This window comes from Rhodoluna sp. KAS3, from assembly GCF_026000575.1.
Taxonomy (GTDB): domain Bacteria; phylum Actinomycetota; class Actinomycetes; order Actinomycetales; family Microbacteriaceae; genus Rhodoluna.
Map to the genome: position 1 here is coordinate 167,802 of NZ_AP026910.1, position 21,606 is coordinate 189,407.

The 21,606-nt window shown below is 54.5% G+C and carries 23 protein-coding genes; 19 read left to right on the forward strand and 4 right to left on the reverse strand.

What is annotated here, in order from left to right:
• Positions 1-148: 148 nt before the first annotated feature.
• The 6 genes from OO731_RS00890 to glmM all read left to right on the forward strand — a co-directional run bounded on the left by OO731_RS00890 (position 149) and on the right by glmM (position 5,022).
• On the forward strand, positions 149-1,141 hold the full coding sequence (locus OO731_RS00890) for a DNA-directed RNA polymerase subunit alpha (RefSeq protein WP_138274954.1): 993 nt from the start codon (positions 149-151) through the stop codon (positions 1,139-1,141).
• 39 nt (positions 1,142-1,180) lie between these two features.
• Positions 1,181-1,675, forward strand: a complete 495-nt coding sequence (gene rplQ, locus OO731_RS00895) for a 50S ribosomal protein L17 (protein ID WP_138315169.1) — start codon at positions 1,181-1,183, stop codon at positions 1,673-1,675.
• A gap of 12 nt (positions 1,676-1,687) precedes the next feature.
• On the forward strand, positions 1,688-2,554 hold the full coding sequence (gene truA, locus OO731_RS00900) for a tRNA pseudouridine(38-40) synthase TruA (protein WP_138274956.1): 867 nt from the start codon (positions 1,688-1,690) through the stop codon (positions 2,552-2,554).
• Positions 2,555-2,694: 140 nt separating this feature from the next.
• Entirely contained in the window at positions 2,695-3,138 is a 444-nt protein-coding gene (rplM, locus tag OO731_RS00905) for a 50S ribosomal protein L13 (protein WP_138274957.1), read from the forward strand.
• A 10-nt stretch (positions 3,139-3,148) separates the two neighbouring features.
• Positions 3,149-3,637, forward strand: coding sequence for a 30S ribosomal protein S9 (gene rpsI, locus OO731_RS00910; RefSeq protein WP_246030961.1), 489 nt, complete (start codon positions 3,149-3,151; stop codon positions 3,635-3,637).
• 38 nt (positions 3,638-3,675) lie between these two features.
• A complete protein-coding gene (gene glmM / locus OO731_RS00915; protein ID WP_264890293.1) occupies positions 3,676-5,022 on the forward strand; it encodes a phosphoglucosamine mutase in 1,347 nt (448 codons plus the stop codon).
• A gap of 61 nt (positions 5,023-5,083) precedes the next feature.
• Here the strand turns inward: glmM and OO731_RS00920 are convergent, their stop codons facing one another.
• The 3 genes from OO731_RS00920 to coaA all read right to left on the reverse strand — a co-directional run bounded on the left by OO731_RS00920 (position 5,084) and on the right by coaA (position 8,000).
• A complete protein-coding gene (locus tag OO731_RS00920) occupies positions 5,084-5,860 on the reverse strand; it encodes a bacteriorhodopsin-like (protein ID WP_264890294.1) in 777 nt (258 codons plus the stop codon).
• Positions 5,861-6,038: 178 nt separating this feature from the next.
• Positions 6,039-7,040: a tocopherol cyclase family protein gene (locus OO731_RS00925; protein WP_264890295.1), complete on the reverse strand. Its 1,002-nt coding sequence runs from the start codon at positions 7,038-7,040 to the stop codon at positions 6,039-6,041.
• A 30-nt stretch (positions 7,041-7,070) separates the two neighbouring features.
• Complete coding sequence (coaA, locus tag OO731_RS00930; RefSeq protein ID WP_264890296.1) at positions 7,071-8,000, reverse strand: type I pantothenate kinase; 930 nt, start codon at positions 7,998-8,000, stop codon at positions 7,071-7,073.
• Positions 8,001-8,030: 30 nt separating this feature from the next.
• Here coaA and glmS point away from each other — a divergent pair, with 30 nt between their 5' ends.
• From glmS to OO731_RS00965, 7 genes are all read left to right on the forward strand, one after another.
• Positions 8,031-9,887 (forward strand): glutamine--fructose-6-phosphate transaminase (isomerizing), encoded by a 1,857-nt coding sequence (glmS, locus tag OO731_RS00935; protein ID WP_264890297.1) that lies wholly within the window; start codon positions 8,031-8,033, stop codon positions 9,885-9,887.
• Positions 9,888-10,247: a holo-ACP synthase gene (locus OO731_RS00940; protein WP_138274962.1), complete on the forward strand. Its 360-nt coding sequence runs from the start codon at positions 9,888-9,890 to the stop codon at positions 10,245-10,247.
• The gene (alr, locus tag OO731_RS00945) at positions 10,247-11,359 is read left to right on the forward strand and encodes an alanine racemase (RefSeq protein ID WP_264890298.1); all 1,113 of its coding nucleotides are present in this window, start codon (positions 10,247-10,249) and stop codon (positions 11,357-11,359) included. Before OO731_RS00940 ends, alr begins: the two co-directional genes overlap by 1 nt.
• On the forward strand, positions 11,360-11,824 hold the full coding sequence (gene tsaE, locus OO731_RS00950; protein ID WP_264890299.1) for a tRNA (adenosine(37)-N6)-threonylcarbamoyltransferase complex ATPase subunit type 1 TsaE: 465 nt from the start codon (positions 11,360-11,362) through the stop codon (positions 11,822-11,824).
• The gene (gene tsaB / locus OO731_RS00955; protein ID WP_264890300.1) at positions 11,824-12,480 is read left to right on the forward strand and encodes a tRNA (adenosine(37)-N6)-threonylcarbamoyltransferase complex dimerization subunit type 1 TsaB; all 657 of its coding nucleotides are present in this window, start codon (positions 11,824-11,826) and stop codon (positions 12,478-12,480) included. The genes tsaE and tsaB overlap by 1 nt, the downstream gene beginning before the upstream one ends.
• Entirely contained in the window at positions 12,477-13,988 is a 1,512-nt protein-coding gene (gene tsaD / locus OO731_RS00960) for a tRNA (adenosine(37)-N6)-threonylcarbamoyltransferase complex transferase subunit TsaD (RefSeq protein ID WP_264890301.1), read from the forward strand. Before tsaB ends, tsaD begins: the two co-directional genes overlap by 4 nt.
• Positions 13,989-14,078: 90 nt before the next feature.
• The gene (locus OO731_RS00965) at positions 14,079-14,489 is read left to right on the forward strand and encodes a DUF4190 domain-containing protein (RefSeq protein ID WP_264890302.1); all 411 of its coding nucleotides are present in this window, start codon (positions 14,079-14,081) and stop codon (positions 14,487-14,489) included.
• Between the two features lie 29 nt (positions 14,490-14,518).
• On the opposite strand, the gene OO731_RS00970 is transcribed toward OO731_RS00965, so the two are convergent.
• On the reverse strand, positions 14,519-15,721 hold the full coding sequence (locus OO731_RS00970) for a class I SAM-dependent methyltransferase (RefSeq protein WP_264890303.1): 1,203 nt from the start codon (positions 15,719-15,721) through the stop codon (positions 14,519-14,521).
• 101 nt (positions 15,722-15,822) lie between these two features.
• On the opposite strand from OO731_RS00970, the gene groES reads away from it, so the two are divergent.
• The 6 genes from groES to guaA all read left to right on the forward strand — a co-directional run bounded on the left by groES (position 15,823) and on the right by guaA (position 21,606).
• Positions 15,823-16,119, forward strand: coding sequence for a co-chaperone GroES (gene groES / locus OO731_RS00975; protein ID WP_138276024.1), 297 nt, complete (start codon positions 15,823-15,825; stop codon positions 16,117-16,119).
• Positions 16,120-16,218: 99 nt separating this feature from the next.
• Positions 16,219-17,724: an IMP dehydrogenase gene (gene guaB / locus OO731_RS00980; RefSeq protein WP_138274969.1), complete on the forward strand. Its 1,506-nt coding sequence runs from the start codon at positions 16,219-16,221 to the stop codon at positions 17,722-17,724.
• A 28-nt stretch (positions 17,725-17,752) separates the two neighbouring features.
• A complete protein-coding gene (locus OO731_RS00985; protein ID WP_264890304.1) occupies positions 17,753-18,871 on the forward strand; it encodes a GuaB3 family IMP dehydrogenase-related protein in 1,119 nt (372 codons plus the stop codon).
• Positions 18,872-18,876: 5 nt separating this feature from the next.
• The gene (locus OO731_RS00990; protein WP_264890305.1) at positions 18,877-19,596 is read left to right on the forward strand and encodes an SURF1 family cytochrome oxidase biogenesis protein; all 720 of its coding nucleotides are present in this window, start codon (positions 18,877-18,879) and stop codon (positions 19,594-19,596) included.
• 4 nt (positions 19,597-19,600) lie between these two features.
• Positions 19,601-20,044 (forward strand): DUF3817 domain-containing protein, encoded by a 444-nt coding sequence (locus tag OO731_RS00995; protein WP_264890306.1) that lies wholly within the window; start codon positions 19,601-19,603, stop codon positions 20,042-20,044.
• Positions 20,044-21,606 carry a glutamine-hydrolyzing GMP synthase gene (gene guaA, locus OO731_RS01000; RefSeq protein WP_138315196.1) on the forward strand — a complete coding sequence of 521 codons (1,563 nt, stop codon included), beginning with the start codon at positions 20,044-20,046 and terminating at the stop codon, positions 21,604-21,606. Before OO731_RS00995 ends, guaA begins: the two co-directional genes overlap by 1 nt.

Below are 21,606 nucleotides of genomic sequence, written 5' to 3' on the forward strand. Positions count from 1 at the left end.
TAATCTGTGGCAGTTGCAAACCGAGTTAGAAACCCAATCGCGGGTTTCAGCCCAGTTTTAATCTCGCAACAAACCTGAACAGTGGCCACTGATCAGGCCCCAACAAATAGACATCAAATAGCGGATGTCTAGCTGAAAGGAACCAAACGTGCTGATTGCACAGCGTCCAACTCTTCACGAAGAAGTACTAGCACCAAACCGTTCACGTTTTGCTCTAGAGCCTCTAGAGCCTGGCTTCGGTTACACCCTAGGAAACTCACTCCGCCGTACCCTACTTTCATCAATCCCAGGTGCAGCTGTTACCAACATCCGCATTGAGGGTGTTCGTCACGAGTTCAGCACCATCGAAGGCGTTAAAGAAGACGTCACCGAGATCATCTTGAACATCAAGGACCTCGTAGTTTCTTCAGAGCACGACGCACCTGTTGTTGCTCACCTACGCAAGCAGACCGCTGGCGTTGTAACCGCTGCTGACATCCAGGTTCCTGCTGGTGTTGAGGTTCACAACCCTGAGTTGGTAATTGCAACCATCAACGCAAAGGCAAAGTTCGAAGTTGAGCTAACCATCGAGCGTGGCCGTGGCTACGTTCAGGCTTCTCAGAACCGCAACCCAGATGCAGATGCCGGTGTAATTCCAATCGACTCGATCTATTCACCAGTTCTAAAGGTTTCTTACCGCGTTGAGGCAACTCGTGCCGGTGAGTTCACTAACTTCGACAAGCTGATTGTTGATGTTGAGACCAAGCCATCAATCACTCCTCGCGATGCTGTTGCATCTGCCGGAAGCACTTTGGTTGAGTTGTTCGGTCTTGCGCGCGAGCTAAACGTTGCAGCAGAAGGTATCGAGATCGGCCCAGCACCAGTTGAGGCCGGCCTTTCACCAGAGCTTGCAATGCCTATCGAAGACCTGGACCTAACCGTCCGTTCATACAACTGCCTAAAGCGTGAGGGCATCAACACCGTTAGCGAGCTAATCGGTCTGTCAGAAGACCAGTTGATGAACATCCGCAACTTCGGTAGCAAGTCGGTAGATGAGGTTCGCGACAAGCTAACCTCAATGGGACTAAAGTTCAAGGACGCCGTCCCAGGCTTCGACGCAGCTTACTTCAGCTCGGCTTACGACGAGGACGACCAGGCGTAAGCCGGTCTCCAGATCACAGAAATCTAAGAGGAGAAATCAATGCCTACCCCAACTAAGGGACCACGTCTAGGTGGCGGACCAGCTCACGAGCGTCTAATGCTTCGTAACATGGCTACTTCGCTATTCAAGCACGGCAAGATCACCACTACTGAGACCAAGGCAAAGCGCCTACGTCCAGTTGCTGAGCGTCTTGTCACCTTCGCAAAGCGCGGAGACCTGCACGCACGTCGTCGCGTTATGCAGCAGATCACTGACAAGTCAGTTGTTCACGAGCTGTTCGCAAACGTTGCACCGTTGGTTGCAGACCGTCAGGGTGGCTACACCCGCATCACCAAGCTTGGCTACCGTAAGGGCGACAACGCTCCTTTGGCGCTAATCGAGCTTGTTCTTGAGCCAGTAGCCCCAAAGAACGCAACCAAGAAGCCTAAGCTTGCTAACTCTGTCAAGGCAGTAGCAGCTCCTGTTGAGGCTCCAGCCGAGGTCGTTGAGACCCCAGCTGAGGACGCAGCAGTAGAGGCTCCAGCAGCAGAGTAGTTTTAGTTTCAAATGAATCAACCCGTTGACCGCTCGGTTAACGGGTTGATTCGTTACCGTTTGAATTTTGCCTACGACGGCACCAACTATTGGGGCTTCGCCAAGCAAAAAGGATTCGCCACCGTCCAGGGTGAACTCGTTACTGCGCTAACCACTGCATTCGGTGAATCGAAGACTGATTTCGATATGCGCGTTGCCGGCCGCACCGATGCCGGAGTGCATGCCTACGACCAGGTAATCCACATTGACCTCAGCCAAGAGCAGCTCAAGCGCCTTGGTCGAACCAAAGGGTTCCTGGGTAAACTCAACGATCTTCTGCCCGAGGACATCCGGGTTCATTCGGTCGAACTAGCCCCACCGGGCTTTGATGCCCGATTCTCAGCCTCGTATCGGCGCTACCGCTACCGAATTGCTGATGGCGAAGCTAATAAAAACCCACTCAAGCAGCGATACACCCACTGGATTAAGCATCCGCTCGATGTGACTGCGATGCAGCTGGCAGCTTTTGAACTGATTGGCCTTCACGATTACGCGTCATTTTGTCGGGCCAAGGTGGGTGCAACCACAATCCGCCACGTCCGCGAGATAACCGTCAAGCGCAATCCAGCTGATGACAACGTCATCGAAGTTGAATTGCAGGCCGATGCCTTTTGCCACAACATGGTGCGCTCAATCGTGGGCGGGCTGATTGCTGCCGGCGAGGGCAAGGCCGGACCAACTGAAATTGCTGCCACGCTGGCAAGGCGAACCCGAGTTGGTTCATACAAGGTTTCACCAGCCCGAGGGCTGACATTGATCGAGATTGGCTACCCAGCCGATGACCAATTGGCCGAGCAGGCCGAGCGTGCCAGAAACATGCGAACCCTAGATGAAAATTAGGGTTTGACCACAGGCACATGTTCGGGCTAGACTTGACCTTTGGTATTGGCAGTTAGCCAATGTGAAAACGTGAATCCCGAGAAGATCTCTTCTAGCGCGGATTCATTTCAATCCGACACAGAAGTAGAAGGCAATTTAACGTGCGTACTTATTCTCCAAAGGCTCACGAGCTGAGCAACGAGTGGCTAGTCATCGACGCCGCTGATGTAGTTCTCGGCCGTCTAGCAACCCACGCAGCAGCACTGTTGCGCGGAAAGCACAAGCCGACTTTTGCACCACACATGGACAACGGTGACTTCGTCATCATCATCAACGCTGAGAAGGTTGCTCTAACCGGCGCCAAGCTCAAGCAGAAGAAGGCATACCGCCACTCTGGTTACCCAGGTGGTCTTACTGCAACCACTTACTCTGAGCTTCTAGAGAAGAACCCAGAGAAGGCTGTAGAGAAGGCAATCAAGGGCATGCTTCCTCACAACAAGCTAGGTGCAACCCAGCTTGCAAAGCTAAAGGTTTACCGCGGTGCTGAGCACCCACACGCTGCACAGCAGCCAAAGCCTTTCATCATCGACCAGGTAGCTCAGTAAGGAATCCCTCGTGGCTAAAGACATCGCAGAAGACGTAGTTTCAACAGAGAGCTACACCACCGAGACCCCTGCAGCTAAGGCTGCACCGGCTAAGTCACGTGGCGCACTGACCACTCCTGGTGCCGGCCTTGGCCGTCGCAAAGAGGCAGTTGCTCGTGTTCGCATCATGCCAGGTACCGGAGTTATCAAGGTAAACGGCCGTGACTTCGCTGAGTACTTCCCAAACAAGCTTCACCAGCAGCTAATCACTGACCCATTCACCATCCTTGACCTAAAGGGTGCTTACGACGTTATCGCTCGTATCTCAGGTGGTGGCTCAGCTGGTCAGGCTGGTGCACTTCGTCTAGGTATTGCTCGTGCACTAAACGAGATCGACCGCGACAACAACCGTCCTTCACTAAAGAAGGCTGGCTTCCTAAAGCGCGACCCACGTGTTATCGAGCGCAAGAAGGCTGGTCTGAAGAAGGCACGTAAGGCTTCTCAGTTCTCGAAGCGTTAATCCAACACTTCACGCTTTCAAAAGCATAGACTCACGATATGGCGAGACTCTTTGGCACCGATGGTGTTCGAGGTCTCGCCAATCGTGATTTAACGGCACAACTTGCATTCGATCTAGCTCAGGCCGCCGCAATTGTGCTTGGCGAAGATGCTCGATCAAGAGGCATAAAGCCAAAAGCGGTTATTGGCCGCGACCCACGTATCTCAGGTGAGTTTCTAGCCGCCGCAATCTCAGCCGGTTTAGCTAGCTCGGGCGTAGACGTTTTTGATGCCGGCGTGCTGCCAACACCGGCAACCGCATTTTTGACCGCCGACCTCGACGCCGACTTTGGCGTCATGATCTCGGCCTCGCATAACCCGGCCCCAGATAACGGCATCAAGTTCTTCTCTCGTGGTGGGCACAAATTGCCCGATGAAGTTGAAGACAAAATTGAAGCCGCTATCGGTGCTGAAAAACTTGCCCCGCTAGGCGGCGCAGTTGGTCACGTACAGCGGTTTGCTGACGCCGAGGACCGCTACATTGTTCACCTGTTGCGTTCACTACCAAACCGCCTTGACGGCCTAACCGTGGTTGTTGACTGTGCTCACGGTGCAGCAGCGGGCGTATCGCCTCAGGTGTTCACCGATGCCGGCGCAAAGGTATTTGTTATCGGGGCAGAGCCAGACGGCAACAACATCAACCTTGGCTACGGTTCAACCCACATGTCTGCATTGCAGTCGGCTGTGCTCGAGCACGGCGCCGATTTTGGTGTGGCTCACGATGGAGATGCCGACCGCTGCTTGGCTGTTGATGCCAGCGGAGCGATTATCGACGGTGACCAGATCATGGCGATTTTGGCGCTATCTCTGAAGGAGCGCGGCCAATTGGCCCGCAACACTTTGGTGGCCACCGTGATGAGTAACCTCGGCTTGAGAATTGCAATGCAAGAGAACAACATCGAGATGATTGAAACCGGAGTTGGTGACCGCTACGTTCTAGAAGCGATGCGCGACGGTGGTTACACCCTTGGTGGTGAGCAATCAGGGCATGTGATTTTTGCCCAGTATGCAACCACCGGTGACGGAATCCTGACCGGCCTAAAAATTGGCGCCGAGATGGCCCGCACTAAGAAATCTTTGGCGGAACTTGCTTCGGTCATGAATATCTATCCGCAGGTGCTGATCAATGTGCCTGGAGTAGATAAAACTCGAGTCGAGACCGATGCTGAACTGCAGAAGGTAGTTGCCGAAGCCGAGGCCGATTTGCACGGTACCGGACGAGTTCTCTTGCGCGCCTCGGGCACCGAGCCATTGGTTCGCGTGATGGTCGAGGCTGCCGAAGCTGGCACCGCACAATCTTGGGCTGAACGTATTGCCCGCGTAGTCGAAAAGCAGCTGGCTCTCTAAGACCTAGAAACGATGATGGGTGGCTCACTTACTGTGAGCCACCCATCATCTGTTTAGATGCTTATGCGTCTCTGAATTCAGACTTGGCAAATTCTGCGTCGTCTTCTGCCGACTTTAGTCGGGCAATTGAGAAGATTACGAGGCCGAAGAGACACTTGGCTAGCACGTCTGCAATAGTGTAGCCAACCTCGCGGGCAACAAACTCATTGGCATCGAATCCAGTTGAGTTCATCGCAAGTATGAAGGTGATTGGGTAAACGCCCCAGGTTGCAATTAGCAAGAGTCGAACTAGCTTGACCTTCTTTTGAACAGCTGGAGATTGGCGTACCAAGCTCTTTCCCAACTCAATGAACAGTACGTACAGGATGTACAAGAACGGAATCGTTGATAGGAGGCCCCACACTGACGGTGCGATTCCCCAAATGTCGAGCTTTGCATCGCCAGGGTATCCCAATACGATCATTGCCGTTGCCGCTGGAACCAAACGGTTGAGAATGGAGCTTTGAGCGGCCTTGGCCAAAGCCAAAACAGCGACCAATTCAACCAGTAGCAGGGGCACGGTGAGTAGCCAGTCGACATATCTGTAGCCCACGTTGTAGGCATCTGGGTTGTTCTCGGCACCAGCGAATGCATGGTTGAAATTGTCAAACATTCTGAAGTAGTGGTACGCGGCAATCGCCGTTACTGTTGCAGACACCATTACCGCCATGCGGTATCTCGGAAGTACGCGTTCGCGAGCGAAGAATAGGAAAATTGAGGTGAACAGCATCGCTGCTAGCCCCAAAGAGAGCATGTTGTAAACCAAGTTAAATTGGCCGTTGTCTAAGGTCTCAGACAATGTATACATTTGTAGCCTTTCAATAGATGTACTTTTAGAAGTCATCGTTTGCATCGTCGGTGCCAAGGTTTTGAAGCACCTGGCGACACCCATACGATTGGCTCCTCAGAGGTAACCGAGCAGGAGTCTGAGAAAGTCCTGAGCGTTATAACGACTTGGTCACGTATTTGGTTGCACTCTATGTGCGACTACCAAGAAGTTTTTGGATATCACCAAAGACCTCCAAGCCGGCACAGGTTCCGCGCCCCTCATACAAAACTGATCCGTCAGCGCCTATGTGCTTGAGCTCGATCACTGCATCTAGAGTTTCTTCAACCCGCTGGTACATGGCCGACCTAAGCGGTGCGTGAAGCAGCCCGCCCCTGACCCGCGCAGCCCTAATTTCAAGGGTTCCATCTGGTCCGGTGAGCGACCAGGTGACGTGTGAGTCATCGATGTTCAAAAGGGATTCTTTGGAGCCGTTGTAGGTGGCCCAACGATGCAGTTTGCCCGAATGTTTGAAGCCGATGATGAAACCGCGGAACGAGCTGGCCAACCAAGGGATTAGGGCCACTGATGCCACCAGTGAGGCATCGGCCGCACCCTCAAAATGATTTGAGGCCATCCACACGTAACCGGCGGGGAAGGATTTTCCCCAGTCTTTTTCGATGTAACCTCGGCCACCCGATAGATCTACTTGCTTGCCCTCAATCTCAAGTACGCCACCAAGGCTGTGGCCAAAACTAACCACACCGTGAAAACACTCCATGAGTGGAACCATGCCGTACCAACCCATGATTCCTGGTTCGCGCAGGGTCACCGGCCACGGATCTAGGGGAGTCGTGTACCTGACCTGCCCGCGCAATTGTGGTAGGTCAAGAACTGCACCTGAGACATTGAAGGTGTTGTTGCCAATCTTGACTTCAAATTTATCCGTGGCTGCGTAAAAGGCATCGGTGTTGAATTTATGAAACCAAGACCGGCCGGTAAGGCCATCGAGTACCTGAATAAACGCCTGGTTTTCATCAGGGCTAGAGCCGCGCTGGCCGCGAAAGATGCCGGGTATTACCGCCCACCTTTGGGACTGGTCGGCGCTGATAATTTTGATGTACCAGCCCTCAAAAAACAGGTTGTTTTTGCCGGTTCCGTGAAAAGCCTCAGGGTGCATTACCCCCTGTATGAAAGCACCGATACTCTGCATGCCTTCACACTACGCCCAAAACCGGGGGGTTTAGAGCTTGCGCAGCAGAACGCGCTCAACCTGGTGGTTGGAGCCCTTTTGCAGAACGAGAGTTGCGCGCGAACGGGTTGGCAAGATGTTCTCAACCAGGTTTGGCAAGTTGATTGTCGACCAGATTTCGTTGGCACGGGCAAGCGCCTTTTCAACATCCATCTCGGCATAGCGGTGAAAATATGAGGCTGGGTTGGTAAAGGCCGATTCACGCAATTTGTAGAAGCGGTTCAAGAACCATTCGGTGATGTTTTCGGTGGCTGCATCCAAGTAAATTTTGAAGTCAAAAAAGTCACTCAGAGCCACATCTTGGCCGGTGCCCGGTGACTGAAGAACGTTCAAACCCTCGATGATCAGTACATCTGGTCGAGTTACAGTAGCGGTCTCACCCGGCACAATGTTGTAACTCAGGTGTGAGTAAACCGGCGCTGTGGTTTCGGCCGCACCGCTCTTGATGTCGGCTACAAACTTGAGCAGGGCAAGGCGGTCATAGGACTCCGGAAACCCCTTGCGGTGCATGATCCCGCGCTTCTCCAGCTCTTCGTTCGGGTACAGAAATCCATCGGTGGTGATGAGCTCAACCTGCGGGGTGCCGTCCCAGCGGCTCAGCAACTCTTTGAGCAAACGTGAAACGGTTGACTTGCCAACTGCCACAGAACCGGCAACGCCGATGATGAAAGGCACACGACCCGATTGGCTGCCCAGAAAGTTTGAGGTGGCTTGGTGAAGCTTTTGGTGCTCAGCCACGTAGAGGTTTAGCAATCTGCTGAGCGGAAGGTAGACGTCCTTGACTTCTTTGATATCCAAGAAGTCACCAAGGCCCCGGATTTGCTGAATTTCGGCCTCAGTTAGGGGGAGGTCGGTGGTATTTCCGAGTTCTGCCCAGTCGGCTCGAGAAATCTCATTGAAAGGGCTCAGCGCATCGCTCACAAAGAGCCATTCTGCCGTAAATTAGAAGCCATGTGTGGAATCGTCGGTTACGTAGGCCCAAAATCAACTCTGGATGTGCTTCTAGGTGGCCTTCGTCGACTTGAATACCGCGGTTACGACTCAGCTGGAGTATCGGTGGTCACCAACGGTGGCAGCCTTGAAACCCGTAAAAAAGCTGGCAAGTTGGACAACCTGGTTTCAGAAATCACCAACCACCCGGTTGCTGACTCTCACATTGGTATTGGCCACACTCGCTGGGCAACGCACGGTGCGCCAACTGACGGCAACGCACACCCACACCTTGGTGGCACAACCAGCAAACTGGCCCTGATACACAATGGAATCATCGAAAACTTCTCGGCTCTGAAGGCAGAGCTTTTGGCTGAGGGAACCCGCTTTGCCAGCGAGACCGACTCTGAAGTGGCAGCTCACCTGATTGCCCGTGAGTTTGAAAAGACCAACGACCTGCCGACCGCGTTTGCCAACGTAGTCAACCGCCTTCACGGCGCATTCACCATCTTGGTAATTCATGAGGATCAGCCAGATGTGGTTTTGGCAGCTCGCCGCAACGCACCGTTGGTCATTGGCCTGGGCGATGGCGAGAACTTTTTGGGTTCTGACGTTGCCGCATTCGTCGAGCACACCAAGCGCGCCATTTCGGTGGGCCAGGATGAAATCGTCATCTTGCGCGCCGACTCGGTCGAAGTGCGTACCTTTGACGGTACACCGGTTGAGCCAATCGAATTCACTGTTGACTGGGATGCCTCGGCAGCCAGCAAGGGTGGCTGGTCAAGCTTTATGGCCAAAGAGATTGCCGACCAGCCTCAGGCAGTTGCCGACACTCTCATGGGTCGTTTGGCCTCTGATGGTTCGGTGACCCTGTCTGAAATCGATGGACTTTCAGAACAGGACATCCTGGCAATTGATCGCATCATCATGGTGGCCTGCGGTACCGCAGCGTATGCCTGCGATGTTGCCAAGTACGCCATCGAGAAATTTTCAAGAATTCCGGTACAGGTTGAGCTCTCTCACGAATTCCGCTACCGCGACCCAATCGTGACCCCAAACACCTTGATTGTTGCCGTGAGCCAGTCGGGCGAGACCATGGATACCCTGATGGCAACCCGATACGCCAAAGAAGCTGGCGCCAAAGTGCTGGCCATTTGCAACACTCAGGGTGCAACCCTGGCCCGTGAATCTGACGCAGTTATTTACACCCACGCAGGCCCAGAGGTGGCGGTTGCTTCGACCAAGGCACTCGTTGCGCAAATCACCGCCGGGTACCTCTTGGCGCTATTTTTGGCTGCCGGCCGCGGGGCAACTCCAAAGGCTGAACTGGCGCGACTTGGCCAGGAACTTTTGAAGATGCCGGCTAACGTAACCCAGGTACTTGAGCGTCTCGACCCAATCCGTGAACTTGCCAAGCAAATGGCAGAGGCTAAATCTGTGCTGTTCTTGGGCCGAAATGTTGGGTTCCCGATTGCCATGGAAGGCGCGCTAAAGCTTAAGGAATTGGCCTACATTCACGCCGAAGGTTTTGCCGCTGGTGAACTGAAGCACGGCCCAATTGCCTTGATTGAGGAGGGGCAGCCGGTATTTGTAATTGTGCCAAGCCCGCATGATGCTGACAGTTTGCACCCGAAGGTTATCTCTAACATCCAAGAGATTCGTGCCCGAGGTGCACAGGTGATTGCCATTGCCGAAGAGGGTGACACTGAGGTTGGCAACTTTGCCGAGCACGTAACTTTTGTGCCTTCCTGCGAAAACATTTTCTCGGCAATTCTTAACGTCATTCCGCTTCAGACATTTGCACTCGAGTTGTCACAGGCCAAGGGGCTTGATGTAGATCAGCCTCGAAACCTGGCCAAGTCAGTAACCGTCGAATAAATGATTATCGGTGTTGGTGTAGATACGGTTCAGCTGAGCCGGTTTGAGGCAAAACTAACCGAGACCCCGCGACTCAAAGATCGACTGTTTTTAGACATCGAAACTATTGATGCAAGCATCAAAACTCTGGCCGGACGGTTTGCTGCCAAAGAGGCTGTTATCAAAGCCTTGAGCGGAGCGCCCGGAATTGAGTGGCACGGCATTGAGGTGGGTAAAGAATCTACCGGTAAGCCGGTGATTTGGCTGCACGGCGAAACAGCTAGTGTGGCACTTAGGGCAGGCGTGAGAAAATTGCACCTGTCGATTAGCCACGACGGAGATGTTGCCGTGGCCTTTGTAGTTGCCGAAGGAGGTCTTTGATGCGCGAGTTGTTGATTGACCTCGATGCGGTGGCCACCAACCTAAAGACTATGAAGGCCCGCGTTGGCCAGGCCATGGTCATGGGCGTTGTGAAGGCTGATGCCTACGGGCACGGCATGATTCCGGTGGCTCGCAAACTCGAGGCGGCCGGCGTTGATTACCTTGGCGTTGCCGATGTCAGTGAAGCCCTTGAGCTTCGTGATGCTGGAATTGATTTGCCGATTTTGGCCTGGCTTCACGACCCACGCGAGACGTTTGTACGTGCGGTGGCTGCCGGAATTGAGTTGGGCGTTGCCAACGTTGAGCAGCTGGAGCGGGTGGCCAAAGCTGCCGAACACCTTGGTCGCGTTGCCCGCGTTCACCTCAAGGTTGATACCGGTCTGGGACGCAACGGCGCGAGTGCTGCTGAATGGCCATCGGTGTTAAAAACTGCACACGGATTAGTGGCAGAGGGCTTTATTCAGGTGGTCGCGATTTTTAGTCACCTGTCATGCACCAGCGAAGCCGACGACCTGCTGCAAATCGAGCGGTTTGAATCTGCCTGCCAAGCGGCCCGAGATGCCCAAATTGATTTCGAGCTGCGGCACCTAACTGCCTCTGACGGCTCGCTGCGTTACCCGCAGGCTCACTACGAAATGGTTCGTCTCGGCATTGCGCTTTATGGGCTATCGCCGTTTACCGAAAACCACTCTTCAGACTTTGGGTTGGTGCCGGCAATGACCGCAACCGCTTTGGTAACCCAGGTCAAGCGCGTTGAGGCGGGTCACGGTGTGAGCTATGGGTATTTGCACCGAACTCAGGCTGAGAGCACCTTGGCTCTAGTGCCAGTTGGTTATGCCGAGGGTCTGCCGCGAAATGCCAGCGGGCGTGCACAGGTTTCAATCAACGGCAAGAACTACCCAATCAGCAGTCGAATTGCCATGGATCAATTTGTCTTGGATGTCGGCGACGATCAGATTGCTGAAGGCGACACCGTAACTATTTTTGGTGACCCGGCTGCTGGCGTGCCTTCTGCTGATGACTTGGCCGTTGCCGCTGACACTATCAACTACGAAATTGTTACCCGCATCGGTGGACGCTTCAAGCGCCACTACCTAGGTGAAGAAGTTTAGATGGCCAAGGTTCTGGCCAAACTAACCATCGAAACCCCAGAAGAAATGCACGAACTGGGGCTGCGCTTGGCTGCCCTTTTTCAAGCCGGCGACCTCATTCTGCTAACCGGCCCCCTCGGTGCCGGCAAGACCACACTCACTCGCGGAATCGGTGAGGCCTTGGGCGCCATCGGAAATGTCTCGAGCCCAACTTTCGTTTTGGCTCGAACCCACTCCTGTGGCGAGGGTCGGCCAGCCTTGGTGCACGTCGACGCCTACCGCCTATCGAGCGCTGCCGAACTCGATGACTTGGATATCGATTTTCCTAATTCCATAACCATCGTGGAGTGGGGCAAAGGGCTTACCGACGGCATCACCGATGACTGGCTTGAAATTGAAATTGAGCGTGATCACACCGGAGAGTCCGAGATTCGTGAGCTGGTTTTGACCGGATATGGCGAGCGTTGGGCGGGTGTGAAGTTCTAGTGGGTTACCAACTGATCATTGACACCTCCGCCGGAACCTCGGTTGCCCTAACTCGCGCCGGTGCGCCCATCGCCGAGTACAACGACTCCAGCAACATGAAGCACGCCGAGGGCATCGGTGCTGCTATTGCTGACGTGCTGGCACAGGGTGGCGTAAATGCCAAGGACGTGGCCACGGTTGTTGTTGGGCGAGGGCCGGCGCCATTCACCGGCTTGCGGGTTGGAATTGCCGCGGCCATGATGTTTGCCGAGGGCGCCGGGGCCAAGCTGTTTGGCGTGGTTAGCCTTGACGCAATTGCTTTGGAAGCACTGAATGATGAGGCAATTGCCGCTCAGGTTGCCGCGGGTGTACCGCTGTTGGTTACTGCCGATGCCCGCCGCCAAGAGGTCTACTGGGGTCTGTACTCCGGGGTTTCAAAATCGGGGGCACCAATCTGTATAGAAGGGCCGGGGGTAATCAAGCCGGCCGCGCTCGCCGAATTAATGCAGCAGCGTGGTGTCCAACCAATTGAGGTTAGCTCTACGGTTTTTGCAACCCGCCTAAGCCAGGTGTTTGACGCACAGGTTATTGACGGCACAGCCAGCCAGGATGTTTCGGCGCTATATCTTCGTGAGCCGGATGCGGTGCCTTCACCGGGTAAGAAGGTAAGCGGATGAACAGTTGGGTAATTCGCAGCGCAATTGAGTCTGATCTTGACTCAATCATGGCCCTAGAGCACGAATGCTTTCCGGTCGATGCTTGGTCGCGCGAGAACATGCACTTTGAGATTTTGGCCCACCACACCCACTATATGGTTGCGCACATCGGGGCAGATTTAGTGGCATTTGCGGGGCTAAGCAAGGTGCCCGGCAGTGAACAAAGTGACATTCAAACCATTGCCGTTGCCGACTCGATCAGAGGGCGCGGCTTGGGCAAGCAGCTCATGAACCAGCTTTTGTCTGAAGCTCGCCGGCTGCATGCCACCGAGGTGTTCCTTGAGGTCCGCGCCGATAACTTGCCGGCCCAAAAGCTCTACGAATCGCTGGGTTTTGAACACATCGATACTCGCAAGCGCTACTACCAGCCTGACAACGTTGATGCCTGGGTGATGCGGCTGCAGTTTGCCAAAGGGTCAATTGGCCGCGAGCCAATCGTTTTGGGTATCGAGTCATCCTGTGATGAAACCGGCGTGGGCATTGTTCGCGGGTCGACTCTGATGGCCAACGTTATTTCTTCTTCGATGGATGAGCACGCGCGATTTGGCGGAGTGGTACCCGAGATTGCTGCCCGAGCGCACCTTGAGGCACTGCAGCCAACCCTGCACCAAGCGCTAGCGGCGGCAAAGTTGAGCCTCAAGGACATCGATGCCATTGCTGTGACCAACGGCCCTGGCCTAGGCGGCGCGCTGATGGTGGGCGTCGGCGCGGCCAAGGCGCTATCGGTTGCCCTAGACAAGCCGATTTACGCAGTGAACCACCTGGTTGGGCACGTTGGCGTTGACATTTTGGAACGCGGCAAGCTTGAAACCCCAACTATCGCGCTTCTGGTCAGCGGTGGGCACACCTCGCTGCTTTTGGTTCGCGACCTGCTCGATGACGTTGAACTGTTGGGCGAGACCATCGATGATGCCGCGGGCGAGGCATTCGACAAGGTTGCCCGAGTGCTTGGGCTCAAGTATCCTGGCGGCCCTGAGATTGATCGCGCAGCCGTCGGCGGTGACCCAAAGGCCATTCGTTTTCCACGCGGATTGAGTTTGCCGAAGGACATGGAGAAGCACCGCTACAACTTTTCGTTCTCAGGTTTGAAAACGGCGGTGGCTAGGTGGGTTGAGTCTGCCGAGACCCGCGGTGAGCCGATCAATAAGGCCGATGTTGCGGCAAGTTTTAGAGAAGCAGTTGCCGATGTACTGGTGACCAAAGCGGTCAACGCTTGCCTGGATTACGGGGTTCCGCGCCTTCTCTTGGGTGGCGGTGTGGTGGCCAACTCACGGCTTCGCGAACTAGCTGCCGAAAAGTGTGCCGCTCACGGCATTGAGCTCCGAATTCCGGCGCTTAGTTTGTGCACCGATAACGGCGCAATGATTGCTGCGCTTGGCGCGCAACTCATGATGGCCGGCCGCCAGCCTTCATCGCTGAATTTTGGAGCGGACTCGACACTGCCTGTTACCTCGGTACAAACTCACTAGTTAAGCCCAGCGTTCTCACAGGCTGTTCTCAGCCTTGATTGTTTGACTGAACGCGAGTTGAAAAACTTATCTACCTAAGGAGTAAGCCAAATGGCTGACAAGACTGAAAAGACTGAAGCTACCGAAAAGGCAGCTAAAAAGACCGAGGCCGCTGCGACTCAGGCTGTTGAGAGCCCTGTTGCTGCAAAGAAGTTTGACTTCACCTCACTTAACTCGCTGGCTGTAGTTTCACTAGCAACCGCGCTAACCAGCGTTGGTGCTGTAGCTGCGGTTATCACCGGTCACATTGCCTTGGCTCAGATCAAGAAGTCGGGTGCTTCTGGTCGCGCACTGGCAATCGCTGGTTTGGTGGTTGGTTATGCAACCATCGCGTTCTGGGCTTTCTCAAGCCTGGTCTGGGTTGGCCTTGCCCTCAAGGGCTTTGGTGCCGGCTACGGCATGATGGGCTGGGACTACATGGGCAATGGACACTTTGGCCCGGGAATGATGGGCAATAACTAAAGGTTTCAAATAGAGTTCGCGAGACTGACCTATTTCAGTGCTTCGCAAACAAGAACTCGATGGGCGTCGCCCACTCTGGTAACAATCAGGGTGGCGGCGCCTTTTCCTTTGGGCGCCAATTCTTTTCGAAGTTCCTCGGGCACAACATCCGAGCCGCGCTTTTTGATTTCGAGAATTCCGATACCGCGCTCGCGCAAATATGCTTTGAGTTTCTTGCGGTCAAACGCCAGGTTTTCAAGCACCCGATACCCCTTTAGCCACGGCGACTTTATTTCGGTGGCCGCGGTCAGGTATGCAATTTCTGGGCTAAAAATGTGGGCACCGATGCTCTGCGCCAATTGCCCCAGCAGGTGAGAGCGGATTACCGCGTTGTCGGGTTCGTAAACAAATTCCTCAAGCTCACCAAGGTCGGCGTCTAGGCGCTCGGTCGAGTCGCTGGTGATTTCGTGCTTTGCATCGGCGGTGATTAGTAGTGCTGAACGTTTGATGTTTGGTCTGGCTAGCGACCCAAACCAGAGGGTTAGCTCGACTAGGTTGCCACCAACTGAAACCCACTGGGCCTCGGCGTCGTCGGGGATGCCCTCGTGCGGGTGGCCAGGGCCAAATTTGACGCCGGTTGGTTTTTGAGCAGCGGCCGCCAAAACAAAATCAAACGATGGAGAAAACGCCGCTGGGTCAAATTTTCGGGTGGCTCGTTCACGATTTGGGCCACCGAGTTCGCGGCGGGCTGGGTCAAGAAACAGCGCACCAAACGGGCTGAGGTCAATCTCGGTCACATCTGCCTGCTGCACCTCGGCATTATCAAATGGCGCCAGGTTATAGGTGGCAATCGCGGCCGTTACCTCGTCAAGTTCAAAGGCGTGAACCTTGATGTCAAGGCTTGCCAGTGCCAAAGATTCAGCCCCGATACCGCAACCCAAATCAGCAACATCATCAATACCCGCTTTGCGAAACCGATCGGCGTGAAGCGCGGCGACGTTCAGTCGCGAAGCCTGCTCGAGCCCGGCCTCGGTGAAAAGCATTCGGTCGGCAAATGGCCCAAATTTGGCCTTGGCTTGGCGCCGCAGTTTGGCTTGGGTTAGCACAGTGGCTACTAAGCCAGGGTCGCTACCGCCAGCTCTAAGTTTCGAAACCAGCTGCACGACATCGGTTTTGGCTTCGAGGGGACCGACTTTTTCTAACAGCGCTTGACCCTCGGCAGAGAGCAGTGCAATAAAGTCTTGGCGATCCATATTCCTAGGCTACCAATCAGCCACCAGCGAACAGTTTTTAGCACTCAACGGGAGAGAGTGCTAACATGGAAGCACAACCCGTCTTAGAAGAAAAGGTCAAAATGTCGGTTCAGATTAAGCCACTTGAAGATCGCATTGTTGTTCGCCCAGTAGAGGCCGAGCAGGTCACCGCTTCGGGTCTGGTTATTCCAGACACCGCAAAAGAGAAGCCACAGGAGGCCGAGGTTATTGCCGTAGGTCCAGGCCGCATCGACGAGCGTGGCAACCGCATCCCGGTTGACGTTGCTGTCGGCGACAAGGTTATTTTCTCGAAGTACGGCGGCACCGAGCTTAAGTTCGCTGGCGAAGAGTTCCTAGTGCTATCAGCTCGCGATGTTCTTGCAGTTGTAGTTCGCTAAGAATCAAAAACTTGGAGAGACCCTGGCCTAGTGCTGGGGTCTTTCTTTTTACCCAAATCAACTTTTAGGCAGGCCCGTCTTGGCGGGTAGAATTGACAAATGACTTCTCATGACCCTTTTGGCTTTGTAGGCCTGACATACGACGACGTCCTTCTTCTTCCTGGTGAATCAAACATCGTTCCATCCGGTGTAAACACCAAGACTCGTATCACCAAGCGCCTTGAGGTAAACGTGCCTTTGCTGTCTTCAGCAATGGACACCGTGACCGAGGCCCGGATGGCAATTGCAATGGCACGCCAGGGCGGTATCGGTGTGCTTCACCGCAACCTTTCACTTGACGCTCAGGCCAGCGAAGTTGACCTAGTCAAGCGCTCTGAAGCCGGAATGATTACCCACCCGGTAACCACAACCCCGCTTGCCACCATTCAAGAGGTAGACGAGCTTTGTGGCCGCTACCGCGTTTCTGGCCTTCCGGTCGTTGACGAAGATGGTCGCCTAGTGGGCATCGTGACCAACCGCGATATGCGATTTGTGCTTGATGTTCAGCGGACTACAACTTTGGTAAAAGACGTCATGACTCCGATGCCTTTGATCACCGCACCTTTCGACATCAACCCAGATGATGCGATTGCAATTTTTGCTCAGCACCGAATTGAGAAGCTTCCGCTGATTGATGGCTCAGGAAAACTCCGCGGCCTAATCACCGTCAAGGACTTCGACAAGTCAGAGAAGTATCCATTGGCTTCGAAAGACGCAAACGGGCGCCTTTTGGTTGCTGCCGCTGTGGGCGTTGGCCAGGATGCCTGGGAGCGCTCAATGGCCTTGGTTGAAGCCGGCGTTGACCTTTTGATTGTTGACACCGCGCACGGTCACAACAATGCCGTTCTCGAAATGATTGCCAAGCTAAAGGCTGAACCATTTGCCAAGAACGTTGACATCATGGGCGGAAACGTAGCCACCCGTGAGGGCGCTCAGGCTTTGGTTGATGCAGGTGCTGACGCTGTCAAGGTGGGTGTTGGTCCGGGCTCTATCTGTACCACCCGCGTAGTTGCTGGTGTAGGTGTGCCTCAGGTCACCGCTGTTTACCAGGCTTCTCTAGCAGCTCGACCAGCCGGCGTTCCAGTAATCGCCGATGGTGGTTTGCAGTATTCAGGTGACATTCCAAAGGCCATCGTGGCCGGTGCCAACGCGGTAATGATCGGCTCACTTCTTGCCGGTACCGATGAAGCCCCTGGCGACATCACCTTTGTTGGTGGCAAGCAGTACAAGACCTACCGCGGCATGGGTTCATTGGGTGCCATGCAGTCTCGTGGCCAGGCCAAGTCTTACTCAAAGGACCGTTACTTCCAGGATGACGTTCTTCGCGAGGACAAGTTGGTTCCAGAGGGCATCGAGGGCCGCGTTGCTTACCGCGGTTCAGTGGCCACTGTGGTTCACCAGTTGGTCGGAGGCCTTCGTGCCTCAATGGGATATGTCGGTTCAGAGACAATCCCTGAACTACAGGAAAAGGGCAAGTTTGTTCGCATCACTGCGGCCGGACTAAAAGAGTCTCACCCACACGACATCCAGATGACCGTTGAAGCACCAAACTACGGAACCCGCTAAATAGCGGCCGGTTTAGGAAACAAAACTTATGAGTGAAATGGAAATCGGTCGCGGCAAGCGTGGCCAGCGCGCCTGGGCGTTTGACGACATCGCAATTGTGCCGTCACGCCGCACCCGCGACCCACGCGATGTTTCAACTACCTGGAAGATCGACGCTTACGATTTTCAGCTGCCGGTTATCGGTGCACCAATGGACTCTGTGGTCTCACCTGAAACTGCAATTGCCATTGGCAAGCTGGGTGGTTTGGGTGTGCTTGACCTTGAGGGTCTGTGGACTCGCTACGAAGACCCAACCCCGTACCTGAGCGAAATCGCCAAGTTGCCAGCTGAGGCTGCAACCCAGCGCATGCAGCAGATTTACTCTGAGCCAATCAAGGCTGAGTTGATTCGCGACCGCATTGCCCAGATCCGCGCAGCGGGCGTTACCGTTGCCGGTGCACTCTCACCAAAGCGTGCAGCAGAGTTCAGCGACACCGTCATCAAGGCTGGCGTTGACATGTTCGTGATTCGCGGAACCACTGTCTCAGCCGAGCATGTTTCAAAGACCCAAGAGGCTCTAAACCTCAAGGAGTTCATCTACAAGCTTGATGTTCCGGTAATCGTTGGCGGTGCCGCTACCTACACCTCAGCACTGCACCTAATGCGCACCGGTGCCGCTGGTGTTCTTGTTGGCTTTGGCGGTGGCGCAGCATCTACCACTCGCCGTGTGCTTGGTATTCATGCACCGATGGCTACAGCCGTGGCCGATGTCGCTGGCGCTCGCCGTGACTACATGGATGAGTCTGGCGGCCGCTACGTGCACGTGATTGCTGACGGTGGCTTGGGCACAGCCGGAGACATCGTGAAGGCAATCGCAGTTGGCGCCGACGCCGTAATGCTGGGCTCAGTTTTGGCCCGAGCAGAAGAAGCACCGGGTCAGGGTTGGCACTGGGGTCAAGAGGCCTTCAACCAAGAGCTTCCGCGTGGTCACAAGGTTGAGGTCGGCACCGCCGGCACCCTAGAGCAGATTCTGGTTGGACCATCGTCTAAGGCCGATGGCTCAACAAACCTAATGGGCGCGCTTCGTCGTTCAATGGCAACTACCGGATACTCCGACGTCAAGGAGTTCCAGCGCGTTGACGTTGTAGTGGCTCCGTACCACGCCTAAAAGCCATGCCAAAAAGGGCGCCAAACTTCTTTACTGTCGCTAGACAGCCAAAGTGGATTGGCGCTCTTTTGCTCTCTCTTGGCGTTGCCGCGATTTTTGCGCTGCTTGGTCAGTGGCAACTTGATCGAACCTTCACCAAAGATATTCCGGCTGTTACCGCTCAAAACCTTGATTCGGTTTCCGTCACGATCGATACCCAAAACGTTTACATAGTGGCCAACCGTTTACACAAGGGTGAACTCGGTTACTGGCTGGTGGCAAATTCCACCGATGAAGCCGGGCGCAGCCAAACTTTGGCTTTGGGTTGGTCGGCCAACTTGGATGAACTGAAGGCCGAGCGTCAGGCAATCAAGACCTCGATGGTCGCCCAGCAGTTGGTCACATTCGAAGGCGTACTAATTCCGACCGAAGCCCCGCAGCGTCAAACCAGAGAAGAGAGCTACATCTTCGATTCGCTCTCGCTGGCTCAATTGGTGAACTTCTACTCGCCTGATGAACCAATTGAATCGAACCCACAAATTTTGGCTTTCACCGGTCACAGCCAGGCTTCGGCTTGGCCGCCACTTCAGGCCATCGAGGTTACCTACGATCAGGGTCAGCAGATTAACTGGTTGAGCGCTTTTTACTTTCTAGAGTGGATCGTCTTCGCCGGTTTTGCCGTGTTCCTTTGGTGGCGTTTGGTTCGAGACGAACAAATCCGCCTTGGCAGTGAACCGGTAAACTAGACCAATGACCTCCCCAAACGCTGCCCAAGTGCCAACTATTAAGTCGGCCCTAAAGTTCTTCAAGGTCACCTCCTACATCACCGGTATCTTCTTGATTTTGATCATGCTCCTGTGGGCAATTCGTTTGATTTGGAGCGCAGATGTTTGGATCGGTGGACCAGACGGCCTAATTGCGCTGGCTCAATTTTCAGTAGACCCATCGACCGGCGAAAAAGTTGGTTTGCCAGGTCCACAAATTCCAAATGACTTCACAACTGTTTCGCTGATCATTCACGGATGGCTCTACGTGGCCTACCTGTTCGGCGACTTCAGGCTCTGGACTCTGCTCCGTTGGAGCTTCTTGCGTTTCTTGGTAATTGCTCTTGGTGGAGTAATTCCTTTCCTCTCATTCTTCACCGAGCGCTACTACTCCAAGGTGGCCGAAGCTGATCTAAAGAAGGTGGCCTAATGACCGCTAACCGCCCAGTTCTAGTCGTTGACTTCGGCGCGCAGTACGCACAGCTAATTGCTCGTCGCGTGCGCGAAGCATCGGTGTATTCAGAAATTGTGCACCACAACGTGACCGCTGCTGAGGTAGCGGCAAAAAACCCGCTTGCCATCATTCTTTCGGGCGGCCCATCATCGGTCTACGAAGATGGCTCGCCAAAGCTTGACCCTGCAATCCTTGAATTGGGCGTGCCTGTGCTTGGCATTTGCTACGGTTTTCAGACTCTGGCCAACACGCTGGGCGGCACCGTTGAACCTACCGGTATTCGCGAATACGGCGCCACCGAACTGACCGTCAAGGCAGGTGGTCAGATTCTTGATGGCCAGCCAGAGTCACAGATTTGCTGGATGAGCCACGGCGACCAGGTAACCAAGGCGCCCGAGGGCTTTGAGGTTTTGGCTTCGACCGACATCACCCCGGTCGCTGCCTTTGCTAACCACGAGAAGAAGATCTACGGCGTGCAGTGGCACCCTGAGGTCAAGCACTCTCAGTTTGGCCAGGACGTACTGGTTAACTTCTTGCACAACGCTGCCGGAATTCCAGCTGACTGGAACTCGGGCAACGTTATTGCCGAGCAGGTTGAGAAGATCCGTGCTCAGGTCGGCGACGCCCGCGTAATTTGTGGTCTTTCAGGTGGTGTTGACTCAGCTGTTGCCGCTGCGTTGGTTCACAAGGCTGTTGGTGACCAGCTGGTTTGCGTATTCGTAAACCACGGTCTTTTGCGTCAGGATGAAGCCGAGCAGGTAGAGCGCGACTACGTAGCCGCCACCGGTATCCGCTTGGTCACCGTAAATGTTGAAGACAAGTTCCTAAACGCTCTTGCAGGTGTCAGCGACCCTGAAACTAAGCGCAAGATTATTGGTCGCGAATTTATCCGCACCTTCGAAGAAGCTCAGGCTGCTCTTTACGAAGAGTCAAAGGCAGATAACCGCCCGATCAAGTTCTTGGTTCAGGGCACCCTTTACCCAGATGTTGTTGAATCTGGTGGCGGTGCAACCGCTGGAATCAAGAGCCACCACAACGTTGGTGGATTGCCTGACGACATTGAGTTTGAACTGGTCGAGCCACTTCGTACCCTTTTCAAGGATGAAGTGCGTGCCATCGGTGCCGAACTTGGCCTTCCGGCTGAGATTGTTCAGCGTCAACCGTTCCCAGGCCCAGGCCTCGGAATCCGTATTGTCGGCGAGATCACCAAAGAGCGTCTCGACCTGCTTCGCAAAGCGGACGCGATTGTGCGTGCCGAGCTAACCGCTGCTGGTCTTGACGCTGAAATCTGGCAGTGCCCGGTTGTGCTGCTTGCTGATGTTCGCTCAGTTGGCGTGCAGGGAGATGGCCGCACCTACGGTCACCCAATTGTTTTGCGTCCGGTTTCTTCTGAAGATGCCATGACCGCTGACTGGACTCGCGTGCCTTACGACGTGCTGGCCAAAATCTCAAACCGCATCACAAATGAGGTAGACGGCGTCAACCGAGTGGTTCTTGACGTAACCTCAAAGCCACCAGGCACCATCGAATGGGAATAG